This is a genomic window from Trueperaceae bacterium (genome assembly GCA_036381035.1).
GTDB lineage: Bacteria > Deinococcota > Deinococci > Deinococcales > Trueperaceae > DASRWD01.
On sequence record DASVDQ010000037.1, the window covers coordinates 13,541 to 31,244 of the forward strand.

A 17,704-nucleotide genomic window follows, 5' to 3' on the forward strand; every position below is an offset into this window, starting at 1 on the left:
CCCCGACAGCGGACGGGAAGGACGTACAGCCGTGAAGAGGATCTTGGTCCTGTTGGCGGCGCTGCTGCTGGGCGCCGCCGCCGCGCAGGCGCCGGGCCGGCTCGCGCTCGAGCCCCTGGACGGCGTCGTGGGCACGGCCGTGAGCGCCGTCGCCACGGGCCTCACGCCGGGCACCGAGGTCGAGCTGGTGTGGATCAGCGCCGACGCCGCTTGGAACGTGGGCGACGGCACCTTCCACGGCATCACCGCCGAGGAGACGCGCACCGTGCTCGCCACCGCCACGGTGAGCGCAGCGGGCGAGGCCTCCTTCGAGTTCACCGTCCCCGAGGACTACGGCTACGTCCACAACGTCTTCGTCGAGGCCGGCGGCGAGCTCCAGGCACGCAGCGGCTTCACCGTGGTGCCCTCGCTGTCCATCTCGCCCGCGTCGGGGCCCGTGGGCACGCCGATCACCGTGACGATGAAGGGCGTCGGCTACAGGTTCTGGGAGTCCGTCTGGCACCTCCTCTACGACGGCGCCCACACGGGCTGGGTCTCGGCGATCACCTCCCAGGGCACGGCCGTGTTCACGATCCCCGCCACGGGCGAGGTGGGCCTGCACACGATCCAGGCCATCTCCGGCACGCACCCCGTGCCGTACCTCAACCAGCAGCAGTCGCCGAACTTCAAGCCGGCGGTGCCCACGGTCCTCGGCGCGATGTTCGAGGTCACCGAGGGCCCCGCCGTGATGCCGCCCGCGCCCGAGGCGATGACCCTCCCGCGCGCCGAGGCGGTCTCCTCCACGGCCGACGGACCGAGCCTCAGCCTCGACCACGGCTCCGGCACAGTGGGCAGCCCCGTCGAGGTGAGCGGCGCGGGCTTCCCGCCGGGCGCGACGGTCGACCTGATGTGGAGCACCGTCACGGGCAACCGCATCAGCGGCCAGGGCTGGGAGGAGGTCGAGCGGCAGCTCCAGCAGGTGCAGGCCGACGCCTCCGGCGCGTTCACCCTGGCGCTCGCCACGCCTGACGACCTCGGCGGCGCCCACACCCTGCGGGCCGTGGCCGGCGACGCGCAGGCCTCGGTCAGCTACGTGATCACGCCCAGCGTCGTGACGCTCGAGCCCAAGGTCGTGGAGCCGGGAGGCGACATCACGATCACCCTCAAGGGCGTCGGCTGGACGCAGACGGCGAACATCTACGCGCTGCTCATCGACAACGGCTACGTGGGTTACGGCTGCGGGTTCAACAGCCAGGGCGACTTGACCATCTTCCTCAAGGCGCCGGGTCGAGAGGGCACGCACTTCATAGGCATCTACCCGTCGATCTACCAAGGCGAGGTGACCTCCCCGGGCGGGCCCACCACTCCCGACGCGAACGCCACCTACCTGCAGCTCCCCATGCTCCACTTCCAGGACCACCCGGGCGAGGAGCTGCCCGCCTTCGTGCTGGCCTTCGAGGTGAGGTCGGACTAGCCGCTGCGGGCGCAGCGTCGGCGGCTGCGTCGCCGGGGCGCGGCGCGCCGGCTTCGGGGACGGCCGGCTCCTCGCCTCGTTAGGCGGGGGCCGTTACAGTCGGCTAATGGACCACCTGCGGTTCGAGGGGCCGGTCTGGTACTGGAAGGGACCGGCTCCCCACCACTTCGTCTCCGTGCCCGAGGACGGCTGCGACTACATAAGGGCCGCCGCCCCGTTCGTGACCTACGGCTGGGGCATGATCCCGGCGCGCGTGACGATCGGCGCCACGTCGTGGGCCACGGCGCTCTGGCCGAAGGACGGCGGCTACATCGTCCCCGTCAGGGCCGACGTCCGCCGCAAGGAGGGCATCGAGCTCGGCGACACGATCACGGTGGAGCTCGAGCTCATGGAGGTCAGCCCGGCCAAGGCGCGGGCGGCGGGGCGGTGACCTCGACCGACGTACTGTGAGAGACTGCCCGACGCTTCTCCCAGGTCATGGCTCGGGCCGGCTTCACCAGTTGTCGGCCATCCCGATGAACTCGAAGAAGCCCCTGACACCCTGACCGAAGGTCGCGCCCGGGCGAGCGGAGGCGAGTTCGTCGAAGATGTCGTGCTCGATGGGCTGGTCGGTCAGGACCTCCCTCTGCAACGTGTAGAAGTAGGTGTAGATCCCTTCCGTTTCCATCTCGGTGGTGACGACCTCGAAGCCCTGGCTCCCCAGGTAGTTCAGCAGCTCGTCCAGCGTCTTCACGCCTGCCGAGTACTGCTTGCCGTTGATATGGAGCATCAGGATCTCGTTGGTTATCCCGCGGCCGACCTTCTGCACCCTTATCTGGAGTATCTGGTACGCGCGACGCAGGGTCCTGCCGTTCAGGCTGACCGTCGGGATGGCCACGTGAGCGCGATTCGGCGAACCTTGAAGCATCTTCCCCCCTCGCTGCGCACGCGAAGCGATCGTGCGCAGCCTCTCCTTGCGGATCGCGAGAAGACTACCAACTGGCCCTTACGGGACTGTCACAGGGTTGGGCTCGGTCACGTGCCTGCTCGCCGATGCGGCCTAGCGATGGCCCAGGCGCACGCAGCAGGCTCCGCGGAGCAGCACCTCACTCCCGCCAGATCGCCCAGGACTCGCTCTCGAGCTTCTGCCTCACGTCGGCCGGTCGGCCCGCCTGCCTGAGCAGGGCCAGGATCTGCCCGCGGTGGTGCGAGTCGTGGACGATCGTGTGCTGGATGAGGTGCGCCGGGTGGGTCTCGTAGACGCCCTCGAAGCCGCGCCCCTCGGCCACTGCCTCCAGCACGGCCGCCCGCACGGCGGCGTCGCCGGCGTCGAAGGCCGCCTGCAGCTCGGCGATGCTCTTCACGCCGAGCCACGTGGGCGAGCTGTCGTCGATGACGTTGGGCACCTGCGCCGCGTGCTTGGGCGAGACGCGGCTGAGCCAGCTCGGGCGGAAGTCGACCAGGTCGGCGAGGTGCTGGCCGATGTTGTAGCCGCCGACGCCGTCGCTGTGGTTCAGGTCCTCCATGGTCAGCGTGTCGAGCAGCGCGCGGGTGACCCGAGCGTTGCGGTCGAAGGACTCGAAGACGATGGTCAGTTCGGCCGGCACTTCCATGCTGCTCCCCTGTCCGCGGCCGTCCTCGCGGCCGCCCCCGCCCCGTCGGTCTCGCGGGTGGAGTGTAACAGCCTCGGCGTCCGGTCGCTCCCGACGCCCCTCTCCTCGCCTTCGTGACCGGCGTGTTCCTCACGGCGGTACTGCGACCGCGGACGCTCCCTTCTCGGCCAGGTGCCTCTCTCCCTCTGGCGGCGTGCCCCCGCGTCCTCGGCCGGTCCTCCTGGTAAGACTGCGCTGGGGGTCCCACCGTGCACGAGACCGACACCGACACCCGGGCCACTGGGGAGCCGGCGGGCGACGCTCCGGCGCTGCGGCTCGAGGGGGTCACCAAGCGCTTCGGCCGCACCGTGGCCGTCGACGGGCTCTCCCTCGAGGTGCGCCGGGGCGAGCTCTACGCGCTGCTGGGGCCTAACGGCGCGGGCAAGACGACGACTCTGCGCATCGTCGCCGGGCTCCTGCGGCCCGACGCCGGCGACGCCCGCGTGCTGGGCACCAGCGTGCTGCGCGAGCCCGCGGAGGCGAAGCGGCGGCTGGCGTTCCTGCCCGACGAACCGCTCCTCTACGGCAAGCTGAACCCGCTCGAGTACCTGGAGTTCGTGGCGGGTCTGTGGGGCATGCCGGCCGACGCGGCGCTCGCCAGGGCCACCGAGCTCCTGAAGTGGCTCGGTCTGTGGGACAACAGGCACGACCTCACCGAGACGTTCTCGCGCGGCATGAAGCAGAAGCTCGGGCTGGCGGGCGGGCTGATCCACGAGCCGGACGTGATCATCCTCGACGAGCCTCTCACCGGCCTCGACGCCGCAGACCCGCTCGGCGGGGCCGCCGCGCTCCTCTGCGGGACGGCCGGCGCGACGGCCACGGCGGGGGTGCGCCTGTGGAACCCCGTCAGGGTCAGCCGCCGCGACCTGTTCCGCCAGCGGCGCGTGCGGGGCGACGTCGTGCTGGCCTTCATCGAGGGGTTCACCCCGCACACCTGGGCCGTGACCTGTTACCTCGCGGCCACACTGAGTCCCTGGACGGCCGTGGCCACGGCCGTGTCCGTGGGCCTGCCGCTCCTCGGGTTCGCGCGGGCGCGGGGCCAGGGCCTCGCCTTCGGGTACTGAGATCCCGGCGCGGGAGCGCCGAGGCTCCGGGCGCGGAGGCGGCGAGGCTCCGGGCCGCCAGCGGCCGCGGGACCGCGCTCCCTCGGCGGGCCTGCGAGTCCGCTGGCTTAGGCTAGGCTCTCATGCGAAGCTCACACGGAACCGGACTTCGCAAGGAGGCATACCGATGCGCGCGTACCTCATGGAGTTCATCGGCACCTTCTTCCTGGTGCTGACAGTCGGCCTCACCGTCGCGCAGGGCAGCGACCTGGCGCCGCTGGCGATCGGGCTCGTGCTGATGGTGATGGTCTACGCCGGCGGGCACGTCTCGGGCGGTCACTACAACCCAGCCGTCACCCTGGGTGCGGTGCTGCGCGGTGCGCTGCCCACGAAGGAGCTGGCGCCGTACTGGGGCGCCCAGCTCCTCGGCGCCGTGGTCGCGGCCGCGCTGGCCCGCTGGGTCGCGGGGGCGCCGTTCACGGTGGCGCCGGGTCCCGAGGCCGGCACGTTCGCCGCGCTCGCCGTGGAGACGTTCTTCACCTTCGCGCTCGTGGCGGTCGTCCTCGCGTCCGCCACGGCGGCGGCGACGAAGGGCAACTCCTTCTACGGCCTGGCGATAGGCGGGACCGTCGCGGCCGGGGCGGCCGCCGGCGGCGCGATCTCGGGCGGCGCCTTCAACCCCGCCGTCGGCGTGGGGGCGGTCCTCGTCGACGCGATCGCCGGCGGCACCGCCGGCCACGTCTGGCTCTACGTCGTCGGGCCGCTGCTCGGCTCCTACCTCGCCGCGGCCGCCTTCAGGTACCTCCACCCGGAGGGGTAGCCTCCGCGCGACCTGCCGATCCGGGAGCGGGCAGGCGGCGCGGGCGGCCTTCTCGCGGTAGCCTCCGCGCGACCAGACGCTCCGGCTAGTCGTAGCCTCGGTCCTCGGGGCCCGCGCCCGATCGGGGTCGCGGGCGGCGACCAGGCGTCTGGCGGCTCGCGCGAGCGGAGGAGCGAAGGTGGCACGCATCCTCTGGTACCGGCTGTGGCGGGGCGTCCTGACCGTGTGGTTCGTGCTGACGGTCGCCTTCGTCACCCCCCGGCTGGTGGGGGACCCGGCCAGGTCCCTGCTGCCGGAGGACGCCACGCCGGCCGAGCAGGCCGAGCTGCGGGCGCGCCTCGGGCTCGACCTGCCGCTGACGCGGCAGTACGTCGCCTACCTGGGCAACGTCCTGCGCGGCGACTTCGGGGAGAGCTTCGCCGAGCGGAGGCCGGCGACCGAGACGGTCCTCGAGCGCGTCCCGGCCACCCTCCAGCTGGGCGGCATCGCGCTCGCGCTCTCCGTGCTCCTGGGCGTGGGCGGAGGCGTCCTCGCCGCTACGCGCCGCGAAGGACCCTGGGACAGGCTGCTCACGGCCGGGGCCCTCGTGGGTCAGGCCGTGCCGAACTTCGTGCTCGGCGTGGCGCTGATCCTCGTCTTCAGCCTGGCCCTCAGGTGGCTGCCCAGCGGCGGGCGCGAGGGCTGGCACAGCCTTGTCATGCCGGTCGCGACCCTCGCGGCGGCCTCGTCCGCCTGGCTGCTGCGGCTCACGCGGGGCGTGATGCTCGACCTCGCCGAGCAGGACTTCGTCCGCACGGCTCACGCCAAGGGCGTCGGCGCCGCGTCGGTGGCGCTGAAGCACGTGCTCCGCAACGCCTGCCTCCCCGTGCTCACCCTGCTGGGCCTGCGGGCCGGGGCGCTCGTCGCCGGCTCGGTCGTCGTCGAGACCGTGTTCGCCTGGCCGGGCGTGGGCCGGCTCCTGGTGCACGCGGTCGTCACGCGCGACTTCCCGGTGATCCAGTTCGCCGTCGTGCTCGTCAGCGTCTCCGTCGTCGTCGCGAACCTGCTGGTCGACCTGCTCTACGGGGTCGTGGACCCGCGCGTGCGCACGTCGTGAGGCAGCCGGCCCGCTCGCGCCGCCGCCAGGCGGAGCCCCCGGCGCGGGCGGCGACGCGGTCCCCCGCCGGGGCCGCATGGCGGCGCAGGTCGCCGCCACCAGTCGCCGTGGCGAGCTACGCGGTCCTGGCCGTCCTGTTCGCCGCGGCCGTCCTGGCGCCGGTCATCGCGCCTTACGACATCAGGGCTCAGGACCTCCCGAGCCGGCTGGAGCCGCCGTCGTGGCTGGGCGGCGCGGGAGGGCACCTGCTCGGCACGGACCACCTCGGACGCGACGTGCTCTCGCGCCTGCTGTTCGCCCTGAGGACGACGTTGGGCGTGGCCACGCTGGGCACGCTCATCGGCCTGGCGCTCGGCGGCGCCCTCGGCCTCGCCGCCGGTCTGGCGGGCGGCTGGGTCGACGAGCTGATCATGTTCCTCGTCGATGTCCAGGCCTCGGTGCCGTTCATCCTGGTGGCCCTCACGGCCATCGCGCTGGTCGGCGCCTCGCAGCCGGTGTTGGTGCTCGTGGTCGGGCTCGCCGGCTGGGAGACCTACGCCCGCGTCGTGAGGGGGCAGGTCCTGGCGCTGAGCGGGCTGCCGTTCGTCGAGGCCGCGCGGGCGCTGGGGGCGAGCCGGCGCCGGATCGCGGTCAGGCACCTGGCGCCCGCGGTCGGCACCACGCTCGCCGTCTTGGCCACGGCCAACTTCACCCACGTGATGCTGCTCGAGTCGGCGCTGTCGTTCCTGGGCATCGGCGTGCGGCCGCCGGGCACCTCACTGGGCGCGATGCTGGGGGCGACGCGCGACTACCTGCTGACGCGCTGGACCCTCCCGGCCGCGCCGGCGGCGACGATCCTCCTGCTGAGCATGGCGGTGACGGTCCTCGGCGACTGGGTGCGGGACAGGCTCGACCCGCGGCTGAGGGGCTAGGGGGCCGTCCGGTCGGAGCCCCGAGGGGCCCCTCAGCGGAACGCCAGGTTGTAGGGCCTGAGGTCGATGTAGAAGTCGCTGTACGGCCGCCACTCCACGCCCTCGCGCACCCCGTAGAACTCCACGGAGTAGTAGAGGACGGTCCCGGGCGCCTCCTCCTCCCAGATGTCGAGCATGCGCCAGTAGTCGCGTCTGCGCCTGTCCCTGTCGGTGATGCTCCTCGCCTCGAGGCCCAGCGCGTTGAACTCGTCCGGGGCCCGCCAGTAGCCGCTGGCCTGCGGGGGCGCGTTGGGGTTCCACGTGGCCCACAGCCCGCCGGCGGGGTCCGCGAAGCGCATCGAGTTCGACCACATGTTCACCATGGCGAACGGGTCGTCGTGGGGGAGGCCGAAGAGCTCCTCGGGCCCCGGCACGACCCGGACCTCGGCGTCTATGCCGACGGACCGCCACATCTCGACGATCGCCTCGGCGGCCGCCAGACCGTTCGTGTACCAGGTGGGATGGGCGTTGAGGTAGACCTTCTCGCCGGCGTAGCCCGACTCCTTTACGAGGGCCCTGGCGCGCTCGGGGTCGAACTCGGCGACGGGCCGGGAGGCGTCGTACATGTCGCCGAAGGACGCGAACTGGTGCCCGCGCGGCACGACAGCGACGGCGCCCCACAGCGAGTCGGATAGCAGCTGCCTGTCGATGGCCAGGTTCATGGCCCGCCTGAGCCTCACGTCGCGGAGCACCGGGTGGGTGGTGTTGTAGCGGAGCACGTGGATGTTGTCGAGGACCGCCGGGCGCACCTCGACCCCGTCGAACCGCTCGAGGACCGCGGCCTGGTCGGGCGGCAGCGAGGCGGCGATGTCGATCTCGCCCGTGACGAGCGCGGTGACGCGCGCGGCGGTCTCGGGGATCACGCGGAACACGACCTCGCCCGCGGTCGGCGTCCCTCCCCAGTAGCCGTCGTAGGGCTCCAGGACGAGGCGGTCGCCCGCCACGAACGACGCCACCCGGTAAGGCCCCGTGCCGACGGGCCGACGGTTGAACTCCGCCGCTCCGGCCGCGTAGGCCTCAGCGGGGACGATCGAGGCCTCCTGCATGGTCAGCACCTGCTCGAGGACCGGGTCGGGCCCCTTCGTGGTGATCTTGACCGTGTGGTCGCCCAGCGCCTCCACCGCGGCGACGTTCGCGAACGTCCCGCGGGCCGTCACGAGGTCGGAGCCGGGCTCCAGCACGCGTTCGAGGCTGAAGACGACGTCCTCGGCGGTGAACGCCGAGCCGTCGTGGAACGTCACCCCGCGGCGCAGCTCCAGGACCAGCTCCGTCTCCGACTCCCACCGCCACGACTCCGCCAGACCAGGCCGCAGGCCGCCGGCGAGGAAGTCGCGGAAGATGAGCCTGTCGAAGACCGAGTAGAGCGTGCGGAAGCCGTTGGCGCCGATGTTGATGTCGACGGCGGGGTCGAGCCCGTCCGGCAGCGCCACGACGCCGATGACGAGCGCGGGCCGCTGCTCGGGTTCGCTCCTCCCGGCCGCGGTCGTCCCGGCCGCGCTCCCGTCCGCCCCGCTCCGGTCGTCCGCCCCGCTCCGTTCGTCCGCGCCGCGCTCGGCCCCGCCCGGAGACGCCCAGCCGAGGCCGAGCGCCAGGGCGACGAGCAGCGCGAGGGCGGTGCGTGCGCTCATGGTCAGGCGACGGGGCGCTGCGCCGCCAGCCGCTCGACGGTGGCGGTCACCCGGCCCCTCACGTCCTCCCGCGCCCAAGGCGAGCCGACGGCCTCCTCCACGACGAGCCCCGCGCCGAGCACGACGTCGTCGGCGAACCGCCGGCCGACGAGCTGCACGCCCAGCGGCAGCCCCTCCCGGCTCAGCGACGCCGGCACGACCAGGGCCGGGTGGCCGGTGAGGTCGAAGAGCGGCGTGTACGCCTGCCTGACGTCGCGCAGCGCCGCGCGCTCCGCGGTCGTGTGCGCGGGGATGGGCACCCCGGGCGTGAGGAGCACGTCGATGGACGCGAACACGGCGTCGAGCTCCGCCGTCAGCTCGTCGCGCGCCCGCCGCGCCTTGACGTAGGTGGCGGCGCTGGTTCCCGCGGCGCGCTCGAGCGCCGACCTCAGGCCCTCGCCCATGCCGGGGCTCCTCAGGTGCGCCTCGAGGTCGACGAGCAGGTCGACGGCCGCGATGGTCCACATCGTCGACCTGGCCAGGTCCCGGTCCGGCAGCGACACGACCCGCGTCTCGCACCCGGCCGCCTCCAGCGCGTCCCGCGCCGTCTCGACGGCCCTGACGGCGGCGGGGTGGACCCCGGAGAGCTCCTCGTCGGCCAGCACGCCCAGGCGCAGCCCGGCCCCGACACCGTCGAGGTCCGCCAGCCGCCGGCGCTCCCAGCCGTCGCGCGCCATGACGTCGAGCAGCACGGCCACGTCGCGGACCGTCCTGCCCATCGGTCCCACGTGGTCCAGCTCGCGGCTGATCGTGACCACGCCAGCGAGCTCGACGAGGCCGAACGTCGGCTTCAGCCCGACGAGCCCGCACATCGAGGCCGGGATGCGTATGGAGCCGCCGGTGTCAGTCCCCACCGACCCGTAGCCGATGCCTGCCGCCAGCGCCGACGCCGACCCGCTCGAGGAACCGCCCGTCGACCTCTCCGGGTCCCAGGGGTTGAGGGGCTCCCCGAAGGCGGGATGCGACGAGCCGAACGCCAGCTCGGAGAGGTTCGTCTTGCCCAGGACCACGGCGCCGGCGCGTTTCAGCCGGACGACGGCCGCGGCGTCCTCGGCGGGGACCTGGTCGGCGAACACCCCGGAAGCGGCCGTCATGCGCAGGCCGGCCACGGCGATGTTGTCCTTCACCGTCACGGGGACCCCGTGCAGCGGGCCCACGGCCTCGCCGGACTCGAGCGCCGCCTCCAGGCGCTCGGCCGCGGCGAGCGCCTCGTCCTCCGCGACCGTGACGAAGCAGCCCAGCGCGGCCCCCACGGTCCGGGCCCTCTCCAGCTGCGCGGAGACCAGCTCCACCGGGCTCAGGCGGCCCTCGCGGACGGCGGCGGCTACCGCCGTCAGGGGCTCGAACTCCAGCCCCGCGGCCGCGCGCCGCGCTCCGCCCAGCCCACCGGCGTCCCCCGCCTCGGCGAACTGCGAGCCGCTCGCGGCGCCAGGTAGCCGCGCGTCCTCCGTCACGGCGAACCCGAGGCGACCTCGATGGTGTCGGGCCAGAACTGGATCGTGCTGTCTGGCACCAGGCTCACGATCGGCTCCCGCCACGCGGCGACGTAGGCGCGGTAGAGGAGCGGGATCACCGGCAGGTCCTCCATCACCTGGCGCTGGATCTCCTCGTACAGCTCCTGCCGGCGCTGCGGGTCGAGCTCGTACCTGGCCTCCTCGATCAGGTCGTCGGCGGCGGAGTAGCCGGAGAAGTTCGACCCGGCGCCGCCCGTGGAGCTCGAGTGCAGGACGTCGGTGAAGAAGTAGTCGGGGTCGCCGGCGCGCGACGTGGCCGAGAAGGTCACCTCGAAGTCGCCCGAGGTGCGCATGTCGTGGGCCGTCGTGGCCTCGGCGCCCTCGAGCGTCACGCTGACCCCCACGGCCTCCCAGCTGTCGGCCAGCCACTGCGCGATGGTCGCCTCCGGCTCGCGCGTCTGGAACATCAGCGTGAACGCCAGGTCCTCCTGGCCCGCCTCGCTCAGCAGACTGCGGGCGCGATCGGGGTCGTACTCGTAGGTGGGCACGTCGTCGGTGCCGCCCGGGAGCTGCGAGGGGCGCAGCACGTCGGCGGGCTCGTCGAGCCCAGGCAGCAGCAGCGGGATCACGCTCTTGTCGAGGGCGTAGGCGAGCGCCTGCCTGACCCGCACGTCCTGCACGGGCTCGAAGTTCGGGCTGAAGGCGATGTGCATGATGTTGTAGTACTCGACGACCGTCTGGGCCTCGATGTCGGAGGAGTTGAGCAGCTCCTGGGCGACCTCGGGGTTCCCTCGCGTGTAGATGGCCTGGAGCTCGCCCCGCTCCAGCGCGGCCGCCGCCACCGCCTCCTCGGCCACGTGCACGAAGGTGATGCTGCGCGCGCTCGGGGTGCCGCCGAAGTACTCGTCGTGGCTCGCGAGGACGACCTCGTCGGTCGGCGTGACCTCCTCGAGCGCGTAAGGGCCCGTCCCGACGGGGTGCCGGGCGAACTCCTCGAGGCCGAGCTCCTCGACCGCGCGGCGCGAGACGATGAACCCGGCGCCGTTGGGGTTGGTGAGCACGGCCAGCAGGAACGAGGGCTGCGCCTCGGCGAGCGTGATCCGCACCGTGCGGTCGTCGACCGCCGCGACCTCGCTGACGTTGGCGTAGATCGAGTGGAAGGTGGCCTCCGGGTCGTCCATCTGCCGCTGGATCGAGAAGACGACGTCGTCGGCGGTCATCTCCCCGTAGCCGCGCTGGAACTGCACCCCCTGCCGCAGGTGGAAGGTGTACGTCGTGCCGTCCTCGGAGACCTCCCAGCTCTCGGCCAGGTCCGGCTCGAGGTCGCCGCCCGTGCCGGGCACCTTGCGCACCAGCTGGTTGAAGATCGCCGGGTAGACCCAGCCGTCGGAGGTGTAGCGCCAGTAGGCCGGGTCGTAGACGCCGCCCGGCCTGGCGAACTGCAGCCTGATGCGCAGATCAGGCCGCTGGTCCGCCCCCTGCGCCTGGCCGAGGCCGCCGACGACCCCAACGGCCAGCGTCAGGGCCCAGAACGCCGCGAGCAGCCTCGCGCGCGTACCGGGGAGAAGGACCTGCAGCCCGCGTACCGGTCGAACCATGCCGCTCCCTCCTCTGGGGCCACGGGGTCATCCTTCGCGAACGCTTGGTATCCAGCGGTATACGACGCGCGCCACGGTAGCAGAAGGGGCGGTGGCTGTCTAGGCCGCGGCCGAGGGCGCGGCTAGCCCGCCGTCAGAAGCCCGAGACCACGATGTGCCGCTCGAGCTCGGGCACTTCCCTGGTCTCCCAGCCCGCCTCGTCGGTCTCGTAGACGTTGCAGACCCTGGCGCCGGTGTTGACGATCGGCAGCAGCGAGGTCCTCACGATGATCCCGTTCGTCGGGGACAGCAGCTCCTCCACCACGTCGTCGTAGAGGTCGCGTATCTCCGCCAGGAGCTGCCCCTTCCTCACGTAGTCGCCGGTCTTGACCTTCAGGTGCGACATGCCGCCCTTCGACGCCGTGACCTCGTAGCGCTTGGTGATCTCGACCTGCATGGCGGGCAGCTCGGGCTCGCCGGGCACCACGCCGATGGCCTTGAGGAAGTTGTACGAGGCACGCAGCATCATCTCGGGGAACGGGTAGAGGTTGCGCCAGCCCTCGCCGGCCTCGATGGCGATGGCCGGGACGCCGCGCCGGCAGAAGATGCCCGTCGGTCCGCCGCTGCGGCCCTTGCGCGTCCACCTGTGGATGATCTCGAAGCCGCAGGCCCGGCCCAGCTCCAGGCGCCGGCGCTCGAGGTCCTCCGGCAGGTCGCCCGGCGAGGTGAGCATGGCCCTGGGGTAGTTGATGCTGTCGAGGTGCGTGGCGTGGATGTCGAGCGCGTGGTCGATGTCCTTGGCGATGCAGTCGACGACCGCCCACAGTATGCGCGTGGAGAGGACCCCGTCCTTGTCGGGCTGCGCGCCGCCGATGTCCACGACAGTGGGGGCGTCGAGGGGGTAGAGCCGCTGGCGGTGCACGTAGGCGGGCACGTTGATGAGAGGGAGCGCGATCACCGTGCCCGACACCTGCTCGGGGTCGAGCTCGCGCGCCAGCCGCTTGACGGTGTCCATGCCCGCGGGCTCCTCGCCGTGCACACCCGCGCCGATGAAGGCCGTCGGGCCGTCGTCGCGACCGCGCACCACGGTCACGGCCAGCTCCACGGGAGCGCCGCTCGCGAACTCGCCGACCTTGACGGCGTAGCGCTGCTTGGTGCCCCTCTGGACGGCGCCCAAGTCGAACTGTTCGGGGGTGATGCGGAGTACTTGCACGGCATGCTCCCTTCACACCTGCGCAGACCACGTATACGGCTGTATACAACCGGCTGGAGTCTATCAGCGGTCCGGGGTCGGGTCAACCTCGCCGCGGCGGGCCCGGCGCACGGCGCGGCCGCCTCCTCAGCGCCGTTCCGTAGGCGTCGTCACGCGGCTCGTCCGCGGGTCGACGGCGTCCCTCAGGCCGTCCCCGAACAGGTTCAGGCCCAGCACCATCAGGCCTATCGCGAGGCCGCCCGTCGTGATCACCCAGGGCGCGGCCTGCATGTAGTTGCGCCCGTCGCTCACGATGCGCCCCCACGTGGGCGTGGGCGGCGGCACGCCCAGGCCCAGGAAGCCCAGGCTGGCCTCGACGAGCAGCGCCGTGCCCACGTAGAAGCTCAGGGCCACGGTCGTGGGCGCCAGCGTGTTCGAGAGTATGTGCTTGAGGATCACGCGGTTGCTGCGCGCCCCGATGGCCTTGGCGGCCTCCACGTACTCGAGCTGCACGACCTTGAGCACCTCGCCGCGCACGACGCGGGCGACGCGGGGCCAGACCGCCAGGGCGATCGCGAACACCAGGTTCTGGAGCCCTTGGCCCAGCGTGGCGATCATCACCAGCGCGAACAGCTCCATCGGGAAGGCCAGGAACGTGTCGACGAGGAAGACGACGACGCGGTCGGCCTTGCCGCCGAAGTAGCCGGCGACGACGCCGGCCAGCCAGCCGATCGTGCCGCCCACCAGGATCGCGCCCACCGCGATCGCGATCGAGTAGCGGGCGCCGTAGATGGCGCGCGTGAAGATGTCCCGGCCCAGGTGGTCGGTGCCCATGAGGTGCTCGGCGCTGGGCGGCTGCAGGCGGTCGAGCGGCGAGATCGCGTTCGGCCCGTAGGGCGTGACCAAGGGGCCGAAGATGCTGATGAGGACGAACAGCACCATGATCGCCGCCCCCGCCACGAGGTTGCGGTACTTCGAGAGCCGCCGCAGGCGCGAGGGCGCGCGCGACGTCACGGGCTGCGCCAGCGCCTGGCGCGACCCGAGCGGCACCGGCTCACGTGTAGCGGATTCTCGGGTTGAGTAGTCCATAGGTGATGTCCACGAGCAGGTTGACCACGAACACGCCGGCGGCGAACACGAGCACGCCCGCCTGGGTCATGACGTAGTCGCGCTGGGTTATCGACTCGACCAGGAGGCTGCCCATCCCGATGCGGCCGAAGAGGATCTCGACGACGGCGGAGCCGCCCAGCGCCCTGCCGAGGGTGAGCCCGATGACCGTCACCACGGGTATGAGGGCGTTGCGGATGGCGTGCTTGTACGCCACGCCCATCTCGCCCACCCCCTTGCTCCGCGCCGTGCGGATGTAGTCCTCGCCGAGGACGTCCACCATGGCGCTGCGGGACATCCGCACGATGTAGGCGGCCTGGGACAGGCCTAGCGTGAGGGCCGGGAGCACGAGGTGCTGGAGCCGGCTGGCGAGGTTGGGCTCGCCCACCCCCAGCACCGGGAACCAGCCCAGGCGCACGGAGAAGATGCTGATGAGGATGAGGCCGAACCAGAAGTTCGGCATCGAGTAGGCGAAGACCGAGACGCTGGAGCTGAGGAAGTCGGCCGGCTTGCCGCGGCGCCGCGCGGCCATGATGCCGACCGGGATGCCGATGATCACGGCGATGAAGATCGCGGCGAAGGCGAGCTGGACCGTGAACGGGAGCTGCTGCCTGACGATGGCGAGGGCGGGCCGGTTCTTGCTGAACGAGACGCCCAGGTCCCCCTGGAGCACGTGCTGCACGTACCTGACGAACTGGACGATGCCCGGCTGGTCGAGGCCCAGCTCACGCCTCAGGTTGTCGATGAACTCCTGCGAGACGGCGCTCTCGCCCCCGAGGCGCGCCATGTACGCGCTCACCGGGTCGCCCGGCGTGGTCCTGATGAGGATGAAGGCCAGGACCAGCACGAAGAGGAGGAAGGGGATCGCCGAGAGCAGACGGCTGGCGAAGTAGGAGGTCATGCGGCACCGCTCATGCCGGCGCCGGGCCTAGGTGGCGCAAGGGACGTAGGCAGACTGCGCTGATCTGCTCATGAGGTACGTCCTCCCTCGGAGGCCGCTGGCGCGTGGTCGGCGAAGCGGGCGAAACGTTCGCGAGAACGGCTGGGCCGCTGTATACAGCCGGATACGGAACTAGTGCGAGGAGTCTAGCAACGAGGGCCGTGGGTGTCAATTTCCCGCGGCGCGCGCGGCCCGTTCACGTGACGCGCGGCTCCCTCCCCGACGGCGCCCGCCCGCGCGCTCGCCTTGACGCTCCCGGGGCAAGCTGATAGTCTCACCGCACGCCAACTTGTGTACGACGGTATACGGCCGCATGGCCGGCAGGGCGATGGGAGGGTTGTGGGCGATGAACGACCGACGGACCCTTGCTAGCTGGAGAGCGTTGCTAGCCGCGCTCGCGGCGCTGGCCGGTATGTGGCTCGCCGCGGGCGCCTCCGCGCAGGAGTCGCGGCCCGACATCCGGGTCCGACTGCAGTTCGCCAGGCCCGGCGGCGTCTACGACCCCGCCTACTGGCGCTACACCTCCGACTCCTTCGTCAACCGCAGCATCTTCAACTCGCTCGTGCGGATGGTGCCAGGCACCGGCGGCGGCGAGCTGGCCCCCGACCTGGCCGAGAGCTGGGAGGTCTCCGAGGACGGCACGGTCTACACGTTCCACCTCCGCCAGGGCGTCCAGTTCCACGGCGGGTACGGGGAGATGACGGCCGACGACGTCGTGTTCACGTTCCAGCGCCAGCTCGACGACCCCGAGTCGTCCTGGTACTCCCTGCTCACGGGCATCACCTCCGTGGAGGCCGTCGACGACTACACGGTGCGGATCACGCTCTCCGAGCCCCAGCCGTCGTTCCTGCGCAACGTCATCGCCTACCGTCCCGGCCTGATCGTGTCCCGGGCGGCCGTCGAGGAGCGCGGCGAGGCCTTCGCGCAGCAGCCCATCGGCACGGGCCCCTACTCGTTCGTCGAGCTGAACGAGAACGACGAGGTCGTGCTCGCGGCGAACGACGAGTACTACATGGGCCCGCCCGACTTCGCCTCGGTCACCTTCGTCCACGTGGGCGAGGAGACGGTCGTGGCCGCGGCGCTGGAGAGCGGCGAGCTGGACGCGGCGTACACGAGGGGGAACCCCGAGGTCGCCCAGCAGCTCTTGAACAGCGACACGATCGAGGCCGTCACGGTCGTCGAGTACTACAACCTCATGCAGGTCCAGTTCGGGCCCGGCTACGAGCCCGTGCAGGACGTCAGGGTCAGGCAGGCCCTGGCCCACGCGATCGACAAGAGCCTCATCACGTCGTTCCTCCCCGGCCTCGACCAGCCGGCCGACGTCATGCGTCCCTCGCAGGTCGCCGGCGGCACCGACGACGTCCCCACCTACCCCTTCGACCCGGAGCGCGCGCGCCAGCTGCTGACCGAGGCCGGCTACCCGAACGGCTTCGACATGACCCTGATGTTCCAGATGCGCGAGCCCGAGACGACGATCGCGCAGATCCTCGCCGAGTCGTGGCAGGCCATAGGCGTGAACGTCACGCTCGAGGGCCTCGACGCCACGACCGCGTTCGACCGCCGCGAGAGCGGCGACTTCGACGTGACCTTCTCGGCCACCTCCCGCTTCGGCGACCCCGACCTCTTCTTCACCGACGTGTTCCACTCAGAGTCGATCCCGCCCAACGGCTCGAACTTCTTCCACTACGACGGCGCCGACGAGCTGATCGAGCAGGCGCGCGGGGAGCTGGACGAGGAGCGGCGCGAACAGCTCTACCACGAGCTCCAGGCCAAGCTCATGGAGGAGCTGCCGATCATCCCGATCCTCTACCGGGCCTACGTCGCCGCCTGGCGCGAACCCGTGGCGAACCTGACGCCAGACACGACCATCGAGTTCTGGGCCGAGACCCTCGAAGCGGCCCAGTAGGCCGCGTGGCGGGGGACGGCGCGCCGTCCCCCGCGCACTCCCGCGTAGGAGGGAACGACTTGCGCTTCGGAGTTCGGCTTCCCCACTCCGGCCCCTTCGCGTCCAAGGCGGCCATCGACGCGATGGCCACGAGCGCCGAGCGCCTGGGCTACGACGCCGTCCTCGTCCACGACCACGTCCAATGGGGTGACTTCGACCGCTACCACTTCTACGCCGGCTCCGTCGAGGCGGTCGACGCGCTGGAGCGCGCGACCGACTTCTACGAGGCGCACTCGGTCCTCGCCTACCTCGCCTGCAAGGTCCCGCGCCTGCGCCTGATCCCGGCCTCGATCGTCCTGGGCTGGCGCGACCCCGCCATGGTCGCCCGCCTCGCCACGACCCTCTACCACCTGTCAGAGGGCCGCTACGTGCTCTCCGTGTGCGCCGGGAACGTGAAGAAGGACTTCGAGGTCTCGGGCGTGCCCTGGGAGGAGCGGGGCAAGCGGACCGAGGAGGCCCTGAAGGTCATACGCAAGCTGCTCAAGGAGGACGGCCCCCAGACCCACGAGGGGACGTTCTGGCGGCTCGAGGACGTGGAGCTCTTCCCCAAGGCGCCGGACATCAAGATCTGGTACGGCGGCCAGAGCGACGCCGCCCTCCGCCGCACCGCCAGGTTCGCCGACGGTTGGCTCGTCGGGGGCTCGCCCAACTTCTACCGGCAGAAGGTGCCGCGGATCCGCGAGCTGGCCAGGGAGAGGTACTCGCGGGACCTACGGCTCGAGGTCGGCTGCCTGTCGCCGACCTCCATCGCGCCCACCGACGCGCAGGCCCAGGAGGTCGCGGAGGCCACGGTGCGCAAGCGCCAGCAGGAGGCCGACTGGCTGAAGCG

General features: G+C 71.8%; 16 protein-coding genes. 8 read left to right on the forward strand and 8 right to left on the reverse strand.

Features of this window, described 5'->3' with window-relative positions; genetic code table 11:
* Nucleotides 1-31: 31 nt before the first annotated feature.
* Together VF202_05710 and VF202_05715 are read left to right on the forward strand one after the other, a co-directional pair.
* Entirely contained in the window at nt 32-1,453 is a 1,422-nt protein-coding gene (locus VF202_05710) for a hypothetical protein (GenBank protein ID HEX7039587.1), read from the forward strand.
* Between the two features lie 106 nt (nt 1,454-1,559).
* Nucleotides 1,560-1,883 carry a DUF1905 domain-containing protein gene (locus VF202_05715; protein ID HEX7039588.1) on the forward strand — a complete coding sequence of 108 codons (324 nt, stop codon included), beginning with the start codon at nt 1,560-1,562 and terminating at the stop codon, nt 1,881-1,883.
* 63 nt (nt 1,884-1,946) lie between these two features.
* On the opposite strand, the gene VF202_05720 is transcribed toward VF202_05715, so the two are convergent.
* Nucleotides 1,947-2,222, reverse strand: coding sequence for a hypothetical protein (locus VF202_05720; GenBank protein HEX7039589.1), 276 nt, complete (start codon nt 2,220-2,222; stop codon nt 1,947-1,949).
* 316 nt (nt 2,223-2,538) lie between these two features.
* Nucleotides 2,539-3,045, reverse strand: a complete 507-nt coding sequence (locus VF202_05725) for a DinB family protein (protein ID HEX7039590.1) — start codon at nt 3,043-3,045, stop codon at nt 2,539-2,541.
* A gap of 248 nt (nt 3,046-3,293) precedes the next feature.
* Between VF202_05725 and VF202_05730 the strand changes: the two genes are divergently transcribed.
* From VF202_05730 to VF202_05745, 4 genes are all read left to right on the forward strand, one after another.
* On the forward strand, nt 3,294-4,148 hold the full coding sequence (locus VF202_05730; protein HEX7039591.1) for an ABC transporter ATP-binding protein: 855 nt from the start codon (nt 3,294-3,296) through the stop codon (nt 4,146-4,148).
* Nucleotides 4,149-4,314: 166 nt separating this feature from the next.
* Nucleotides 4,315-4,947, forward strand: coding sequence for an aquaporin (locus tag VF202_05735; GenBank protein ID HEX7039592.1), 633 nt, complete (start codon nt 4,315-4,317; stop codon nt 4,945-4,947).
* A gap of 178 nt (nt 4,948-5,125) precedes the next feature.
* Nucleotides 5,126-6,043 carry an ABC transporter permease gene (locus tag VF202_05740; GenBank protein HEX7039593.1) on the forward strand — a complete coding sequence of 306 codons (918 nt, stop codon included), beginning with the start codon at nt 5,126-5,128 and terminating at the stop codon, nt 6,041-6,043.
* On the forward strand, nt 6,040-6,954 hold the full coding sequence (locus VF202_05745; GenBank protein HEX7039594.1) for an ABC transporter permease: 915 nt from the start codon (nt 6,040-6,042) through the stop codon (nt 6,952-6,954). The genes VF202_05740 and VF202_05745 overlap by 4 nt, the downstream gene beginning before the upstream one ends.
* 32 nt (nt 6,955-6,986) lie before the next feature.
* Here VF202_05745 and VF202_05750 read toward each other — a convergent pair whose 3' ends face one another.
* From VF202_05750 to VF202_05775, 6 genes are all read right to left on the reverse strand, one after another.
* Nucleotides 6,987-8,621, reverse strand: coding sequence for an ABC transporter substrate-binding protein (locus VF202_05750; GenBank protein ID HEX7039595.1), 1,635 nt, complete (start codon nt 8,619-8,621; stop codon nt 6,987-6,989).
* Nucleotides 8,622-8,623: 2 nt separating this feature from the next.
* On the reverse strand, nt 8,624-10,114 hold the full coding sequence (locus VF202_05755) for an amidase (GenBank protein HEX7039596.1): 1,491 nt from the start codon (nt 10,112-10,114) through the stop codon (nt 8,624-8,626).
* Nucleotides 10,111-11,712, reverse strand: coding sequence for an ABC transporter substrate-binding protein (locus VF202_05760; GenBank protein ID HEX7039597.1), 1,602 nt, complete (start codon nt 11,710-11,712; stop codon nt 10,111-10,113). Before VF202_05760 ends, VF202_05755 begins: the two co-directional genes overlap by 4 nt.
* A gap of 133 nt (nt 11,713-11,845) precedes the next feature.
* Complete coding sequence (locus VF202_05765) at nt 11,846-12,904, reverse strand: succinylglutamate desuccinylase/aspartoacylase family protein (GenBank protein ID HEX7039598.1); 1,059 nt, start codon at nt 12,902-12,904, stop codon at nt 11,846-11,848.
* A 126-nt stretch (nt 12,905-13,030) separates the two neighbouring features.
* Nucleotides 13,031-13,933 carry an ABC transporter permease gene (locus VF202_05770; GenBank protein ID HEX7039599.1) on the reverse strand — a complete coding sequence of 301 codons (903 nt, stop codon included), beginning with the start codon at nt 13,931-13,933 and terminating at the stop codon, nt 13,031-13,033.
* A 4-nt stretch (nt 13,934-13,937) separates the two neighbouring features.
* Complete coding sequence (locus tag VF202_05775) at nt 13,938-14,891, reverse strand: ABC transporter permease (GenBank protein HEX7039600.1); 954 nt, start codon at nt 14,889-14,891, stop codon at nt 13,938-13,940.
* Between the two features lie 385 nt (nt 14,892-15,276).
* Between VF202_05775 and VF202_05780 the strand changes: the two genes are divergently transcribed.
* Both VF202_05780 and VF202_05785 read left to right on the forward strand, forming a co-directional pair.
* Nucleotides 15,277-16,836 carry an ABC transporter substrate-binding protein gene (locus VF202_05780; protein ID HEX7039601.1) on the forward strand — a complete coding sequence of 520 codons (1,560 nt, stop codon included), beginning with the start codon at nt 15,277-15,279 and terminating at the stop codon, nt 16,834-16,836.
* A gap of 59 nt (nt 16,837-16,895) precedes the next feature.
* On the forward strand, nt 16,896-17,704 hold an 809-nt coding region (locus VF202_05785; GenBank protein ID HEX7039602.1), incomplete at its 3' end, for an LLM class flavin-dependent oxidoreductase.

What these genes read in the sequence shown, in the direction of transcription:
- VF202_05760 (HEX7039597.1), bottom strand. Translation starts at nt 11,712, where the DNA reads ATGGTTCGACCGGTACGCGGGCTGCAGGTCCTTCTCCCCGGTACGCGC.
- VF202_05715 (HEX7039588.1), top strand. Translation starts at nt 1,560, where the DNA reads ATGGACCACCTGCGGTTCGAGGGGCCGGTCTGGTACTGGAAGGGACCG.
- VF202_05780 (HEX7039601.1), top strand. Translation starts at nt 15,277, where the DNA reads ATGAACGACCGACGGACCCTTGCTAGCTGGAGAGCGTTGCTAGCCGCG.
- VF202_05725 (HEX7039590.1), bottom strand. Translation starts at nt 3,045, where the DNA reads ATGGAAGTGCCGGCCGAACTGACCATCGTCTTCGAGTCCTTCGACCGC.
- VF202_05720 (HEX7039589.1), bottom strand. Translation starts at nt 2,222, where the DNA reads ATGCTCCATATCAACGGCAAGCAGTACTCGGCAGGCGTGAAGACGCTG.
- VF202_05775 (HEX7039600.1), bottom strand. Translation starts at nt 14,891, where the DNA reads ATGACCTCCTACTTCGCCAGCCGTCTGCTCTCGGCGATCCCCTTCCTC.
- VF202_05735 (HEX7039592.1), top strand. Translation starts at nt 4,315, where the DNA reads ATGCGCGCGTACCTCATGGAGTTCATCGGCACCTTCTTCCTGGTGCTG.
- VF202_05750 (HEX7039595.1), bottom strand. Translation starts at nt 8,621, where the DNA reads ATGAGCGCACGCACCGCCCTCGCGCTGCTCGTCGCCCTGGCGCTCGGC.